This window comes from Exiguobacterium sp. CH10 (genome assembly GCF_018617635.1).
Classification (GTDB): Bacteria; Bacillota; Bacilli; order Exiguobacteriales; family Exiguobacteriaceae; genus Exiguobacterium; species Exiguobacterium aestuarii_A.
In genome coordinates this window covers 1-15043 of the sequence record NZ_JACSKO010000010.1, presented here as the reverse complement: position 1 = coordinate 15043, position 15043 = coordinate 1, and the positions used below count along the sequence as shown (strand labels likewise).

General features: G+C 37.8%; 12 protein-coding genes, 13 tRNA genes and 2 rRNA genes. 2 read left to right on the top strand and 25 right to left on the bottom strand.

Going from position 1 to position 15043, the window contains the following annotated elements:
- From KNP04_RS15145 to KNP04_RS15135, 3 genes are all read right to left on the bottom strand, one after another.
- On the bottom strand, positions 1–260 hold a 260-nt coding region (locus KNP04_RS15145; protein ID WP_214877078.1), incomplete at its 3' end, for a helix-turn-helix domain-containing protein.
- A 472-nt stretch (positions 261–732) separates the two neighbouring features.
- A complete protein-coding gene (locus KNP04_RS15140; protein WP_214877076.1) occupies positions 733–1131 on the bottom strand; it encodes a GIY-YIG nuclease family protein in 399 nt (132 codons plus the stop codon).
- A gap of 160 nt (positions 1132–1291) precedes the next feature.
- Positions 1292–1798 carry a hypothetical protein gene (locus KNP04_RS15135; protein ID WP_214877074.1) on the bottom strand — a complete coding sequence of 169 codons (507 nt, stop codon included), beginning with the start codon at positions 1796–1798 and terminating at the stop codon, positions 1292–1294.
- A 282-nt stretch (positions 1799–2080) separates the two neighbouring features.
- Between KNP04_RS15135 and KNP04_RS15130 the strand changes: the two genes are divergently transcribed.
- Complete coding sequence (locus KNP04_RS15130) at positions 2081–2749, top strand: hypothetical protein (RefSeq protein ID WP_214877072.1); 669 nt, start codon at positions 2081–2083, stop codon at positions 2747–2749.
- Positions 2742–3527 (top strand): Pycsar system effector family protein, encoded by a 786-nt coding sequence (locus KNP04_RS15125; RefSeq protein ID WP_214877070.1) that lies wholly within the window; start codon positions 2742–2744, stop codon positions 3525–3527. Before KNP04_RS15130 ends, KNP04_RS15125 begins: the two co-directional genes overlap by 8 nt.
- Before the next feature lie 14 nt (positions 3528–3541).
- Here KNP04_RS15125 and KNP04_RS15120 read toward each other — a convergent pair whose 3' ends face one another.
- From KNP04_RS15120 to KNP04_RS15015, 22 genes are all read right to left on the bottom strand, one after another.
- A complete protein-coding gene (locus KNP04_RS15120; RefSeq protein WP_251129996.1) occupies positions 3542–4948 on the bottom strand; it encodes an adenylate/guanylate cyclase domain-containing protein in 1407 nt (468 codons plus the stop codon).
- A 348-nt stretch (positions 4949–5296) separates the two neighbouring features.
- Complete coding sequence (locus KNP04_RS15115) at positions 5297–5746, bottom strand: phage major tail protein, TP901-1 family (RefSeq protein WP_214877068.1); 450 nt, start codon at positions 5744–5746, stop codon at positions 5297–5299.
- A 63-nt stretch (positions 5747–5809) separates the two neighbouring features.
- Entirely contained in the window at positions 5810–7279 is a 1470-nt protein-coding gene (locus KNP04_RS15110) for a phage major capsid protein (RefSeq protein ID WP_214877066.1), read from the bottom strand.
- Complete coding sequence (locus KNP04_RS15105) at positions 7251–8480, bottom strand: phage portal protein (protein ID WP_214877064.1); 1230 nt, start codon at positions 8478–8480, stop codon at positions 7251–7253. The genes KNP04_RS15110 and KNP04_RS15105 overlap by 29 nt, the downstream gene beginning before the upstream one ends.
- Before the next feature lie 215 nt (positions 8481–8695).
- Positions 8696–9982, bottom strand: a complete 1287-nt coding sequence (locus KNP04_RS15100; RefSeq protein ID WP_214877062.1) for a hypothetical protein — start codon at positions 9980–9982, stop codon at positions 8696–8698.
- Between the two features lie 1454 nt (positions 9983–11436).
- Positions 11437–12348: a replication initiator protein A gene (locus KNP04_RS15095; protein ID WP_214877060.1), complete on the bottom strand. Its 912-nt coding sequence runs from the start codon at positions 12346–12348 to the stop codon at positions 11437–11439.
- 195 nt (positions 12349–12543) lie between these two features.
- Positions 12544–13470 (bottom strand): tyrosine-type recombinase/integrase, encoded by a 927-nt coding sequence (locus KNP04_RS15090; RefSeq protein ID WP_214877058.1) that lies wholly within the window; start codon positions 13468–13470, stop codon positions 12544–12546.
- 115 nt (positions 13471–13585) lie between these two features.
- Positions 13586–13666 (bottom strand) — tRNA-Leu (locus tag KNP04_RS15085).
- A 9-nt stretch (positions 13667–13675) separates the two neighbouring features.
- Positions 13676–13749: transfer RNA gene (locus tag KNP04_RS15080), tRNA-Cys, on the bottom strand.
- A gap of 10 nt (positions 13750–13759) precedes the next feature.
- A tRNA-Gly gene (locus KNP04_RS15075) sits at positions 13760–13834 on the bottom strand.
- 4 nt (positions 13835–13838) lie between these two features.
- Positions 13839–13913: transfer RNA gene (locus tag KNP04_RS15070), tRNA-Gln, on the bottom strand.
- Between the two features lie 7 nt (positions 13914–13920).
- Positions 13921–13996: transfer RNA gene (locus tag KNP04_RS15065), tRNA-His, on the bottom strand.
- Between the two features lie 16 nt (positions 13997–14012).
- Positions 14013–14083, bottom strand: a tRNA-Trp gene (locus KNP04_RS15060).
- A 3-nt stretch (positions 14084–14086) separates the two neighbouring features.
- Positions 14087–14170 (bottom strand) — tRNA-Tyr (locus tag KNP04_RS15055).
- Positions 14171–14175: 5 nt separating this feature from the next.
- A tRNA-Phe gene (locus KNP04_RS15050) sits at positions 14176–14251 on the bottom strand.
- Positions 14252–14282: 31 nt separating this feature from the next.
- Positions 14283–14358 (bottom strand) — tRNA-Asp (locus tag KNP04_RS15045).
- Between the two features lie 9 nt (positions 14359–14367).
- Positions 14368–14441 (bottom strand) — tRNA-Met (locus KNP04_RS15040).
- Positions 14442–14457: 16 nt separating this feature from the next.
- Positions 14458–14532 (bottom strand) — tRNA-Glu (locus tag KNP04_RS15035).
- 20 nt (positions 14533–14552) lie between these two features.
- Positions 14553–14643: transfer RNA gene (locus KNP04_RS15030), tRNA-Ser, on the bottom strand.
- A gap of 11 nt (positions 14644–14654) precedes the next feature.
- Positions 14655–14729, bottom strand: a tRNA-Asn gene (locus tag KNP04_RS15025).
- A gap of 8 nt (positions 14730–14737) precedes the next feature.
- Positions 14738–14854: ribosomal RNA gene (gene rrf, locus KNP04_RS15020) — 5S ribosomal RNA — on the bottom strand.
- Positions 14855–14950: 96 nt separating this feature from the next.
- A 23S ribosomal RNA gene (locus KNP04_RS15015) occupies positions 14951–15043 on the bottom strand; the annotation flags it as partial.

Sequence of the window (15043 nt, the reverse complement as noted above, 5' to 3'; positions counted from 1 at the left end):
GCGAACGCGTTGTCGAGGTTCAGCTTCGCGTTCGCGAGCGCGAGGCTGTCCGCCTCGGCGAGGAACGGGAACAGGGGCTTGTAGGAGGCGGGTGTCGCCGGTTTCCGTCTCGTTCCGCTCCCCGCCTTCGCCTCCTCGCGGATGGCGATGCGGTCCTCGAGCAGCTTGTTGTAGATGAACCGGGCGCAGCCGATCGTCTTGATGAGGAACTCGGCCTGTGCCGGCGTCGGGTGGAGCCTGTATGTGTAGCCTTTCAGCATGTCCGTCCCTCCTCCCTCCAGAAGATCGTGATGTGTCCTCCTCATCCGATACCCGCGGAGGGGGAGGGAGAATCTGACGGAATCACGAACTTTTGTTCGTCATATCTGTCACAGGAGGAGAAGACTATTGGACCGGTCGATTCATCTCCCGCCTACGCTGGGCTTCGCCCCGAGACGCTTAGAGGAGGGAGAATTCTCGCCTGATTCAGTTAAATCGAGTAATTGTTGCTCCGCCATATCAAGATCACCTCAATACATTTTGATATACAAAAAAGACCCTAACCTCAGTTAGAGTCATACGGATACCGGTGGTCGGAGTCGAACCGACACTCCAGAGGAACACGATTTTGAGTCCCGAATCAAATTTAAATCTCTTACTTATGTTGTATATCAACGCTTCTGCATTTTCGTTAAAATTCGTTCAACACGACTACTACAAACATACTTCTAAGGCTGCTGTTTCGTCAACCTCTTACACAATGTACTTATTAAATCGAGCGAGATTCTTACTTTTATAGTAATGAATCAATCGTTGCTCATGAATTAACGCATCTCTTCGTTCTGCATACTCCGCCACGATTTCATACTCTAAGTTACCAGACTGCATCATATTCCGATGATCAACATTCCGACGATTCGTATATCTTCTCATACGATACCAAACCCCACTACCAACATAAACGACTTCTCCATCCTCTCGGTGAAGATAAACAATGTATTGATCTGTTTGTCGTAGCTCATTGGGGTCAAGTTGATACTTCTTTATTAAACCAATTACTTTCTGAAACGACAATCCATATATTTTTGCGATGTCCTCATTTGTCATTTTTTTTTTAAGGTATTGTTCGAGACTTTCTTTACTTGGAAACACAATATTTACACCTTTCTATTTGATTTATTGATTTTCTTATTTAATACTTTCAATCATTTCTTCAATTAAATAAGAAGTTATCTAATTTCTTAAATAGAAAATTAAATAACTTCTTAAATAACATATTCAGTTGGACCTCTATATATAGAAGAAATAAAATTTACATTTTATGTTCACGTTTCAAAATAACTTCGCGCCATCTCGTGTTTGCACATTCTCCAGCAGCCATCATAACTTCCTCAGTCATAACTAGTGGTGTATTCTTTAATCTACCCGAATCCAGTTCATCTACTACAGTTAATGGAGTTACAGGTTTGATAACCAACGCTTGAACATAATCTAACTCACCAATTTCTTTAAGACATTTGTAAACCAAACCTTTATGATCTTTTTCTCCATCTAGATGATAATATCCATCTTCTGATTCAAGTAAAACAAAATCAAATAGCGAGTGTTCCAAATAATTTCGAGTTTTAATTTCGCTTTTTACTAGTCTTGTTAGTTCATCAGGAGATAAAATGTTATCTGGTTCTAAGAATGTTCCTACTATCTTCTCTGGATCAATCCTTGTTATACCCTTACTGAATGTCGCAACTCCTTGTGCAGCTAATTGAAAACACTTTAGTGTTACAAAATCCAAATTCTTCGATTCTAAATAATTATTCATTTTCCGATACCTCTTTCGCCGTTTTTATCAACTTCCCCCCCAGTTATATCGAACGCTTATATTTTGTAAATTTAAATTACAAAAAAACTCTCCAATTATTCAGGAGAGTGAAAATACGTGTATTATCTAACACTTTGTTTAGTTTCTTGTTTATACTATACAATAAGTAACTTCCTACAAAATTTATCCAATATCAATTTGAATTGTGGTAGATTAATTAAAAAAATGATGTACATAATTTAGAAACAACCATCTGTAAAATTTGAAAGGAAGGTATTTTACATGAGTCATTTACATACATCAGAAGAAAATCTCCCTCTAACACAGTTATTAGAACATTTTTCGACTCACGATGTAGGAGGCAACTTTCAAGGCACTGCGTTAGCTTTCCCAGCTACTACAGTGGTATTTGATTTGGCTGGTTCTTCTAAAAGTATTCGAAGTAGGGGAGCCAGAACTTTTGCTGCAGAATCCCAACAAATATTCAAATCCTTAAGCGACATCATTTATGAAAATAATGGTGTTATAGAAAAATTCCCTGGCGACGGAATTAGTATGCATTTTCCTGCTGCTAATGATAGAAAACATCAATCAATCGCTTCTGCTTTTAATGCTATCAAAAAAATGGACAGTAATCTTCGACATGATTTTGTTATGAGACCTCAAGAATATCGATTTTCAATGGCATATGGGGATGACACTATAATTACTAAATTCGGTAATGAATTTCACACAGAAATAATTTCGATAGGTAATGCCGTGAATGTTGCTCACAAATTAGAAGGTTATTTAAAAGGATCTATATTTAATCTTGCTATGGATGAAACATGTAGAACTATTATCCGAATAAGTGGAGAAAATATAAGACTTAAACGATTCCCACTACCTCCTGACCTTCGGGCTAATCGCTGGGCTAGTGAATATTATTACGGGGGAACTACTTATGAGTGAAAGAAAAAATGAAAAAGAACCGAATTTGTACGATTATCATAAACACAATCTTATATATATTAGCGACTATATTAAATTCGCTGATGCTAAAGCAGGTGTTGCTTTAGGAGCAAACCTACTGATGTTAGGTTTCTATGGACAACAATTAAAAAAAATTGATTTCTTGTCCTTGTTTTTAAGAAATGATGTTCAATTAATGATTGCAATACCTATCTTAGCCATAATATTTACACTTCTATTTCACTTTTTTATTTTTGACTTTATAAGACAACAAATTCAAAAGCACGATTTTTTTTTAAACTCCCTTATTAAACGACCCTATTTATTCTTGGTTCTTTATAGTATTGTATCCGCAATAACTATTGGAATAAATGCTTCAATTTCTTCCTCTTTCTTTTTTAATAAAATCAAATACTTTTCAATTTCGTTACTTCCAGATTCAGAAACGATTTTGACTCTATTACTTATTTTTGGTCTGATGCTATTAGTAGTATCCTGCTACTTTTTGTTACTAAAAGTTCTTTGGCCGAGATATGTCGTCGAGACCGATTATTACATGTCATGGGGTGGGATAAGTGGATTTAGAAATGATTCAGAATACCTTAAAAAATTAGACTCAGTTGATCTTAACACTTTTGTTAATGATATGGCTAAACAGAATCATTCTCTGGCCCAAGTTTGCGCAAAGAAATATACAAATTTAAAGTATGGATTCCGATACCTAATACTTGGCGCACCAATCACAATATTATGTTGGTTTTTGTTAGAAATAAAATGAGGACTTGAATGTCCTCATTTTACGCCATTAGTGCTTAGAAGGTTTTTCATTTCGAACGTTTCGTCATTTACAAATATTCCGAATCGATCTTTTCCTATTTCTATCCCAGTTTTATTCATTATTACGCACTCCATAAAGTGATGACCTGTATATGCTGTCGCTTGATCACAAATAAGTTTATTTTCATAATTCTCCATCTCAAAGCATAAACCACTTTCAGAAGCAGCAGCTTCCTTCCCACTGTTTATCACTCTCCACTTATATCTATTAGGGCTAAGTATATCTAAACTACTATGTTTTTTTAACACAAGTTCAAATTCTAATTTACAGTTTTTATCTAAAGATTTTGTATTGCTTTTGAATTCTTTAAATTCTCCCGAATTATCAGCTACACGAGCTACAATTTCAAAATGTTCAGGTGATTTTAAAAGCTGTTTTTGATTCTTTGGTAAAAAAGAAAATGAGTTAAGATATTCTGGCCACTTAAAAAGTTTCATTTGATAGTATGCTTTCAACCTACCATCTTCAAGAATGTATTTTTCGTCTTTTTCTTCGCCCTCTTTAACAAACGTCTTAACTTTTAAAAACTCATCAGGCAAATCTAAATAAGACCAGACATTCTCACCAATCATTATGCTATTTGCAGGAGCCTTGTGCTGAAGTTTTGCCGCTAAGTCGGTATGTATACTCGTCGCTGTAACTTCAGTTATTTCTCCTATTCCATAGGAAGACCACAAAACTTGATGATCATCTCCTATATCTATACCTATTCTAATTTTTAAAGGTTCTAATCCAGCATTTGAAAAAACTTCCGACAGAGTATGTTTATTGTATGACTGCATTAACGATGCAGCGTTTAAGGCATTAATTATTGCATCAGATTTTTTCATGTTTTTATGTCCAAAGAACGCAAAAACAGCATCTCCTTGCAATCTATGTATATGCCCATCAAACACTTGAAAGATTTCGATCGCTGATTGTAAAATCGCTTTCTTATAGAATCTAACAGTTTCTAAAGGAAATTTTAGTCCTAATTTAGTTGACCCTGAAATATCAAGAAACAAAGAACAAATATATTGATTTATCGAATCGTCATCCTTTATATCTTCAAAATCGGGATGTACTCCGATTCGAGAAGAAAATTGTATTTCTTCTTTCCCAAAAAGCTTTCTTAATTGTTCTCTTGGTGGTAATGAAGCTTCTACTCCAAAATCGCCCCAATTTTTCATTTCTTCAAAAAATCTTCCACTTGATTTTTCTATTATCTTATCAGGAATTTTCCGAGCAAACATCTGATCAAAAATCGGCTTCAATTTGTCCATATCATATTCTCCCTTCGAATAAATGTAATCTGTTACACATTCTAATTGTACTATATGTAAATCTTTTAGAAAAATATGTAACAAATCATACTTCAACATCAAATAGGAGTTTTGGGTCCTGTTGTGCGTTCACTCCTCCCTAAGTTATTATGAGTATTACTATGTTTTTTTCAATTTATGTAGGGCGTATCTTCATCAGTCAGATGTACTGACGAAGAAAGCCATATGATACTTCTTCACATTGGAAGCTCACCATCATTAGGTTGATACGCGAGAGTAGATCACTCCGATCAATGTCCATCTCTCGCTCTCTCACCTTACTGACAATATGTTTTGTGTATAACCCTGCAACTGATCGTCTATATAACTCTTCACCTAGGTCATGACGAAGCGCAGTTAAGGATTGTAACTTAGTGATTATGTTTAGTGTGTTAGTTGATGGTTCCATTAGACTTCTACCTCATTTGAAGTGATTGCTTCAGTCTGATTACTCTCCAGAATAATCTTCAATGAACCATTACCTTGAAGTGAGATTGAGTACGTTACGAGATCATCGTATGGAAGATCAAGTGAGAAGTCTGTGATTGTACAGTTCCCTTCGTATCGCTTGCCTGATGGCATTTCGAGATAGACATCTACATTTTCAGAATTTAAGAACGCTGATTCGAGTTCTTCGTATGCTGCATCTGATTCGACATATGCGCCGTCAGCATCAATCGTGTAAGACTTGAAGCCCGGTAATGATTCATTCCAGAATCCTTCTGTATCTTTCGATGTAGCATCAATTGATTCTGCCGAACGACCAAGTGAAGCATTTCGTTGACCTGCCAATACTCGGCCAGTGCCTTGTCGATAAATATATAACTTAACTTTCATACCACTCATTTTCTTTGTCATTGGTTCTCTCTCCTATTCAAATAAAAAAAGTGCGGAACCGAGTTAACGATTCCGCATAGTTACTTATACTTGTTGCAACTTAACAAGTGCTTGTGGATTTGTCACGATTGAATCCATATACATATCAAACACAAATAATTTCGAACCTCGAAGTGCTTGCTTTGAATCAACAATTTCTTGAAGTCCTGATTGCTGTTTGATCATCATTGATACGCCTTCTTGATAATTCCCGAAGATAACAGGTGTTGTAGTCGGTAAAGAATCAGTTACATGGATTGGAGCTCCGAAAAGCGTTCGAATCAATTGACCGTTGACCATACCATTTTGCATATAGAAATGACCATTTGAATCCTTTAATTTTGCAATTTGATCAAAAAATCCTTTCTCCATAATGAATGCCGCATCATCAAGATACTCAGGATGAATCGATGTATATAGATCAACAAGTGTATCTACCGTTACAACACCATTCATCGAAATTGCCTTTACATTTTCATCATGCACGATACCATTTAACTCCTCAGGTTCTTGTCCTACTAACATAGAACGCTCAACGACCTTAACAACTCGTCTAGCCAACAATGATTTAACGTAGTCTTCAATATTAATTCCACTGTCATTGATTAACTGATTCGTAAGCGTCACTGCTGCGCCAACGCGTTTTTGCTTTAGCTCTGCGTATTCAAACCCGAATGAACTCTCAATAATATCATCGCCTTCACCTACAAATCCTGCTTCAATAGAATCGTCTTCTCGTGCGATTTTCAAATTACCACTGACTGAATCGTACCTTTTTGCTAGCGCAAAGATTGGAGACTTCTCTTCCATCAAATGCACAATGTCTTGATGTACTGATTGTGGAACTAAAGTGTGTCCGTCTGCAGTTTTCTGAAGTGAGCGACTCTCGCCTTTTAAGATTTCTTCTAGTTCGTTTTTTCGTGTCTCAATTTTTCTCATTTTTCTAGTTTCCCCTTTAGTTTTCTCTGTTTGTTCGATTGATGGAACTTCAACTTCTTCAATTAACGTAAACTGTCTCGCTGAAATATTTGATTGTGAATATGCAGGATTCTTTACAACACTTACTTCAAATAGTTCTAACTCTTTGATTGTTCTTTCGTGAAGTTGTTTGCCAAGATACTTCCATTCATCTTTTAATACTCTGAAGCCGAATGACATATTTTTAAACAGACCTGCAGTAATCAATTCATAGTAGTCTTGCCCCCATGAAGTCGGTGCAATTCTCGCTTCCATAAATAGACCGACCTCATCTTCTTTTAGTTCAAGTGAATTATTACTTGTCGAAGCTAAAATACGTTCTTGATCATGTTCTGCAAGAAAATCAACGTCCTGCTTTTTTACTTGAAGTGCTTTTGTGAACGCACCTCGTTCAATTTTCTCAACAAACTTCTTTGCCGTTCCCATGACTTCACTTAATTGATTCGTCTTGTTCACGTATCCTCTTACTACTAACTGATTCGCATCAGTTGATCTTAGTTGTAAATTCTTAAATCGTAATTCCACTGTGTTCTCCATTATGTTTCTCCTTTGTCTCGATTTGTTCTCCGATATTTAAGACAAGCATGCTGTCATCCGAAACTTTCTTTAAGACCTGACCAAGCCCAAGAACGAAGTAGTCTTCTTCAATCCCTTGTAAATCAAGACGATGACGTGCCTCGTTAAATGAGATCAACCCTTTTTCTAATGCCTGACTCACTGTTTTTACTTTCTCAGCCTCTGTTGTTCTGAGTAGTTCTGAAGTATCAAACCTAAAGAAATAGCCAAGCAATTTCTCGCCTGACTGTAAATAATTCTTATCAAGTGCTGATTCGATTGCTGTAATGATAGGACCAATACAGTTCTGCAAGAATTGTAGATTGTTATGCTCAAGAGAAGCATACTTGTTAGCCGTACTGTTGAGCATACTCTCTGGAACGTTAAAGACTCGTGCAATTTCTGAAGTGATTGTGCTTTTACTTTGATGAAGACTTAATTCATCTGGAGAAAACGAAAGTTTCGAAAATTCTAATCCTTCTTCAAGAATCATTGTCTTGCCTGTATTCTCAGTTCCAGTGTAGAGAGAATCAAACCCTTTCTTTAAGCGATTGATTGCATGTTCTGTTAGTTTCGAATGTACTTTAAGAACTCCTGTCGGAAGTGCCCCACTCGAAAGTAAGTTCTCTTCATATTTAAGTTGACTAAGCGCTGTATTAAATAATTTATCTGAATTAACTAGCAATCCGTCTGTTCCTGAATCAATAACAATTAACTGCTCTGAAGGAATTTCAACGTTACTTGATAAACCACTGTACCGATAGCGCTTATGTGCAACTGTAATATTGTCTTCTGTGTACAATTCCTCACTCATTGACTTGGCCGATAAATAGTGAAGAGATCCGTTCTTTTTATAAAGATATGCCCTTCCACGAAGTAAGAAATCTTGTACAATTTTTTTCTTTAATGTTTGACCAGTCTCTACTTCATTTGCATCGTGATTGAGATAATCGACTCTCTCGTCTTGTACTCGATCTACTGAATGATTTAACTGTTCTTGATACAAATAGATTGGTAATTGCGAGATCGATGATGTAATCAGCTCTACGGCCGCATAAACAGTTGGAATCTTCAACGCATCTTCCTCGCGGACTTTTACCGGACGAGTCCCAGTTAAGATTGTTCGCGCAAAATAATCACCTTGCGTAGATTTTTTATTTTTTTGATAGTTAAATAAGCTCAAATTTCATTTCCCTTTCTGTGTTATATTCGTTGCTATTGAAAGCAGTAAGTGTAGCTAAAAAAAATACTCCATCAACGAATATCGTTGACAGAGTAAATGAAGGAAGGAAGACAGATTCATTACAAACCTCTCAAATCGAGTACATATAAATGGAGATATGCCTCTCTACTATATATGTACACAACTAAGGGGTTTGTATCAGCTTTTTGAGAAATTTATAGCAAATAATCTAAATATTTTTTTAGTAAGTCTCTCTGACGTTCCGACGGTATATAACATGCCATTTTTTCGCCATTTCGGATAGATCCTCGGAACATAAATTGAATTAGTTCTGAAAGCGCCAGTAAATCCTCGTCCACGTGAATATCATGACTTAAGAAGAACTGCTTTTCTACTGGGTTTAAGAAGCGATTGACCATGTACGCCATTGCTGTACAGTGCGCATAATCATTTGTAGCTCGAATCGTACACGGCACAAAATTATCTTTTTCTCGATCATCATACTTATTAAACTTGCACTTTGCGTTAGACAAGCGTTTTGCTTTTGACTTGTAAGTTGTCCAGAACAATTTATCATTAGTCGTTTTCGCTTGGGTCCTAAAAAATGAAATTAAATTCTTTTGCAATTGCTTGTGTTTTTCTGAATGCGCATTTTCATACCAAGAGTGTGATAAGAGATATTTATGAGCTTTAGTGATTCGACTATAGTAATTTGTATTCAAAGTACTCGGTCTTCCCTTAGTTGAGTAGTCTTCGTAGATTGTTATTAATTCTTTGAGCTTCTCTCGTTGATCATATCTATTGTTATAGTTTACAATCATATATTTTTCTTCAGACTTAATTACTGAGTACTTATTGTACTGAAGATTAAAAAAATCATAATAGTATTTCTGTAATTGTCCATCGAACAGATAAGTTAAAATATAGACTTCCTGAAAACTATTAAACGCGCTTACAGGTAATAACGATACCATCTGCAACTTGTTTTCTCCAAAAGCCATCAGAATTCCTAAGTTAGCAGCATTTTTCACATTAGCAAATAATGCATATTTTTCCTCAGCGTTGTAATCTGAGAGCCAAGTTACACTAGAATCATCTTCAATTCGAATGTGCCCTCCGTTAATTAAAACGTCAATATCTTGACTTGCTATTGGAAATACCTCAATAACCTCGGCCACTTCATCCATAATTAATGTATAGTCACTCTGTTGAATTAATTCATGTGCTTCATGATCCATCATCTTAAAAAGTTGATGTGTGATTGCGATTGATCTTCCATCAGCTAGTAGCTTCTTTAAGTGATCTAGTTTTTTCCCTTTTCCTCTTGCTGCAATCGGAGTAGCCATATTTAAATTTGTTGCACTAATGACTCGCTTAACTTCTGATAAAAACGGAGTCACAAAGATAAACTTTTTGCCGAAAGTGTTCTCATTCATCATTTGAATTGCATAACTTGTCTTTCCTGCTCCACAGATTGCATCAATTACTTTTACTTTTTCCATTTGAACTTCACTCCTGATATTTGATTTAACTCTTGTTTTATATCAGTCAAAATTCAAACGTAAATTGCTATTTATATAATTGAACTCTTTTTTTGCATCGACTGCTCCGCTTGTCGCTCCGCAACCATGTCGACGCTGTATCGGAAAAGAGTTCGTTCGACCGGATTCTTCGAATCTCGATCTCACTTCACTTTTTCCGCTAGGTAACGAATTTTTATTTATTTTTTCTTTATAACTTTTTTTCTTTTAAGAGAAGGAGCCCACGAAGCTATGTATACCAACACTTTTCTAATACTTATTACACAGTATTTCGTGCTAGAAGAATTAAGGACTTATGAATCACAACATCTATGTAACTTTATGGACTGTTTATAACCTATTCTAGTGGCTAACGACCACTTCGCTGGGTCGTCGCCATATCGAAAAAAGTATTCGTTCGTTCGGATTCTTCGAATCTCGACCTCACTTCATCTTTTTTCGCTAGATGGTAATTCTTTTTTTATTTAGCTGATTCATACTTTTCTCTTTTAAAAGAAATAGTATCAAGACTGTATAATCGCACTTCTACTTCAACAGCAAGCTGTTTCATTCGAAGCACGATCGAATCAAAACTTTAAAAAAAATAAAAAGTGACGGCTTCTTCGAACCCTACTTTTTATGTTTTTTTAAAGACTTTTGATTCGGCAGGCATTTTTTTATTTTTTTATTGATCAACGACTAAACACTAATCAATTGATTAATAACTAATGACTAATAATTAATTTAAAAACTTTAAAATTTCCCATTGTATACAACTCAAAAACATTAAGAACACTTTTAAAAAAAATAACTTTTAAAAGGTAATTACCTCACTTGAGCCTCGGTAATTCGTTACAACTTAATGTCGCGACATGCACAGCTTCTTACCGTGTCATGAAGAAACGCTCCACCCAATATTGATTCAACAGTCAATTCTGTTAGGTTCAAATATTAAAAACCCTAATAACGGATAATAATGAATTCATCATTGCAAGATATTGATAAGGTTGGTCAATATCGAATGAATCCATATCCATCAGCAGAGTTTTGATTTTGCAACGGCATCTACGGACCTCGGAGTTATTTGATATAGGAGTGAACTCTCGGCACTTTAATGTCTCCAATGTTATTCGGTTGTAATACATTTATATCTAGATAAATGATTACGTAAACGAATATCAAAAATTAATTAGAGAATTATTTATTATATCTGTGCCATTGAAAACGTAAACGCTGCGCTCTGAAGTGAGCTAGCAGATATCATCTTTCATTTCCTTCAGACTAAATCGACATCACAATTGAAAATAGCCTAAGAATAATTTTTATGAGAGTGATCCTTTATCCCCGTAGAGCTTGTTCATTACTCAATCACCAAGTTAATGAGTATTCATATTTCTCAAAGAGCCGAAGTCTAATACGAGCCATTTATGAGCTCCTCAACCCATCCCAAAGACCCGATCAATATATTCTTGCTTCTCCTCATACGTTACTTCGCCTTTCTTCGCTCTTGTTCTGTATAAAGTCGTCTCCAAACAAGAGCGCAAATATCCGCCCAAGTTTTTAATTTCACTTCGATTGTTCATTACCTCTTTAACGACTCTAAGTACAATATCTTTATTGAGACCCTTGAGGCGATATTCGTTTGTGAGTTTGTGAATTGTTACCTCATCTTCATCGTTTCTAATGTCATTGATAACCGTTTCTTTGTTAACAAGCTTGTTAACAGATTTGTTATCATTATTATTACTTAAGTTATTATTAATATAGTTATTCTTATTAGTGGTTCTTTTTGACCCTTCTTGATGGGTCATTTTGACCCTTTGCTCTGACCAATTTGACCCTTCAGGAGAGTTCAAAGTGACCTCATCGCCTGAAAGATCATTTTGACACTTCAGGCTTGGGGCCTTATCTAATTGCATATTATTGTCGTTAACTTGGGCAGCATGATCCATGTCTTCTTTGATTGCAGTTTCAGTGTCCGAGTTTACTTTAATCAAATCATCATCTGTATATGTCAGTTTCAACGGGAATAGTTTATTCGCTCGTGTAAGTCCATCTCGCTCTTCTTCCAACAAGCCATAGTCGGCCAATTCTTTTTTACAACGCTTAAAAGTAGATGAGGACATACCTAACAACTCTTCCGCCTTTTCAGCGCCAAGACGTACATAATATTTTCCGTCATCCTGCCAATCGTTCTGCATCGATAATTTCACCTGATCCAACAATAGGATATAGACTAATTTTGTATTCGGCTTCATATCTCGATATGCTTCTCCCACTATCAACACTTTCGGCACTTGATAGTAGATGAGTTGATCTCGATCGTCTCTTGTAAAGTAATGACTCATCTCAAACTCTCCCCTACCCTGGATTTGAATTTTTCAGAGAGAGCCGTTATAATAACAACATTAGTGTTGTGTTTCGTGTTGTTGTTGTTATTATAACGACCTTAACGGAACCTCTGATTACCCCGGAGTCTGTGAGAATGCCATCTCACGGCTCTATTTTTTTATTTTATAACACGAACAAATGTTCGTACACAACTACAACCTAAGACCCTTTAGAGCTCCATATTTGCCATGTTTGCGCTTCAAATCTTTGCCCCATAGGTTTACATATCTTTTTGTGACGGTGATGTCCGTGTGACCCAATAGGTGCATCAGAGAGAATGCATCGATTCCCTCCATCACCATGCGTTTGGCCATCGTATGACGAAATGTATGAGGACTCACTCTCTTCTCGATACCTGCCAACTGCCCATAGCGAGTAAAACGCCCTTGAATGCTGTGACTCTTTAAAGGGCCGTTGTCTCTATTGATAAATAGAGCATCTGTATCTAATTGCCCTCGAATGACTAAGTAGCGCTTCAATTGCTGCTGCGTGAACTCTGACAAATAAACAGTTCGCTCGAAATTATTCTTTGTCTTTCTAACAAGGAGTTCGTCTCCCCTGATGTCACCAATCTCAATACCGACAAGTTCTGATAGCCTGATCCCTGTGTCCAAGAACACAAGAAAGATCACTTCATCTCGAAAACCGACAAATGTCTTTTCGTCTCGCATGACTTTTAACAACTTTTCGATTTCACTGTTCTCTAGAGCGTCTATCATCTTGTGACGATCTTTAAGAAGTTTTATATCTTTCATCGGATTTGTTGAGATGAGACGTTTTCTGTATATGAAGTTGTAGAACGCTCTTAGAGCCCTCAGTCTTGTGTTGATAGTTGTGATCTTGATTCTCTCTTTACTGATCATAATGAGATGTTCAATGTCCGAAGTCTCCAGATCTACCAACTCTTTGTTCAAGGTGCGCTTCGTTGCCATGAACTCGTTTCGATAGTAGTCAATCGTTGCTTGTCTAAGATTTTTTAAGTAACAGTGCTTAAAAAACTCATCGATTGCCTCTTCATCACTCACTCTTGTATGAATAATTCTCAATTCTTCTTTGGATAGTTCTCTTTTTCTGCGCATGCTTACACTCCCTTTAGCAATGAACACGATTCAATGAATACGATTCTTTGTAAAAACAGTCGTGTAAAAGAAAACACAAAAAAGGCTCTAACATAAGTTAGAACCTTAAATCTGATACCGGTGGTCGGAGTCGAACCGACACTCCAGAGGAACACGATTTTGAGTCGTGCGCGTCTACCAATTCCGCCACACCGGCATATTATGTTGGAGGCGCCAGTCGGAATCGAACCGACGATAGAGGAGTTGCAGTCCTCTGCCTTACCACTTGGCTATGGCGCCAAAAAGTCATTGGAGCGGAAGACGGGATTCGAACCCGCGACCCCGACCTTGGCAAGGTCGTATTCTACCACTGAACTACTTCCGCAAAATGGCTGGGCTGGAAGGGATCGAACCTTCGCATGTCGGAATCAAAATCCGATGCCTTACCACTTGGCTACAGCCCAATAATAATGGGGCGACTGAAGGGAATTGAACCCTCGAATGCCGGAATCACAATCCGGTGCGTTAACCACTTCGCCACAATCGCCATGATTAAATTAAAACAGGGGCAGCAGGAATCGAACCCGCGCTGACGGTTTTGGAGACCGTAGTTCTACCGCTAAACTATGCCCCTAAGTGGTGGGGGGGGGCGGATTCGAACCGCCGAACCCGAGGGAGCGGATTTACAGTCCGCCGCGTTTAGCCACTTCGCTACCCCCCCACATATGGTGGCTTTGGACGGAATCGAACCGCCGACACAAGGATTTTCAGTCCTTTGCTCTACCAACTGAGCTACAAAGCCATATGTAGTCTTGATTTTCTAAAAATAAAAATGGCGGTCTCGACGGGATTCGAACCCGCGATCTCCTGCGTGACAGGCAGGCATGTTAACCCCTACACCACGAGACCGGACATTAATTGCGGGGGCCGGATTTGAACCGACGACCTTCGGGTTATGAGCCCGACGAGCTACCAGACTGCTCCACCCCGCGACGATATAAAATTAAATGGTGACCCGTACGGGATTCGAACCCGTGTTACCGCCGTGAAAGGGCGGTGTCTTAACCGCTTGACCAACGGGCCATGTTTGGATTTTGAAAAACTGGCGGAGAGCAAGGGATTCGAACCCTTGAGACGGTTTTGCCGCCTACACGAATTCCAATCGTGCTCCTTCGGCCACTCGGACAGCTCTCCAAAAGAGAAAGTGGCTCCGCAAGTAGGATTTGAACCTACGACCTACCGGTTAACAGCCGGTTGCTCTACCACTGAGCTATTGCGGAACGATCTTGCCTGGCAACGTCCTATCCTCACAGGGGGAGATCCCCCAACTACTTTCGGCGCTGAGACGCTTAACTTCCGTGTTCGGCATGGGAACGGGTGTGGCCGTCTCGCTATCGCCACCAGACAAGTATTATATTAACATTATTTATCGATAATGTCAACACGTTTTAGAGAGATTGTTCTCTCAAAACTGAGGATTCATCAACACAAACCGTTAGACTAGATCAAAGCCTCGACCGATTAGTATCATTCAGCTCCACGTGTCACCACGCTTCCACCCATGACCTATCTACCTCATCGTCTCTGAGGGGTC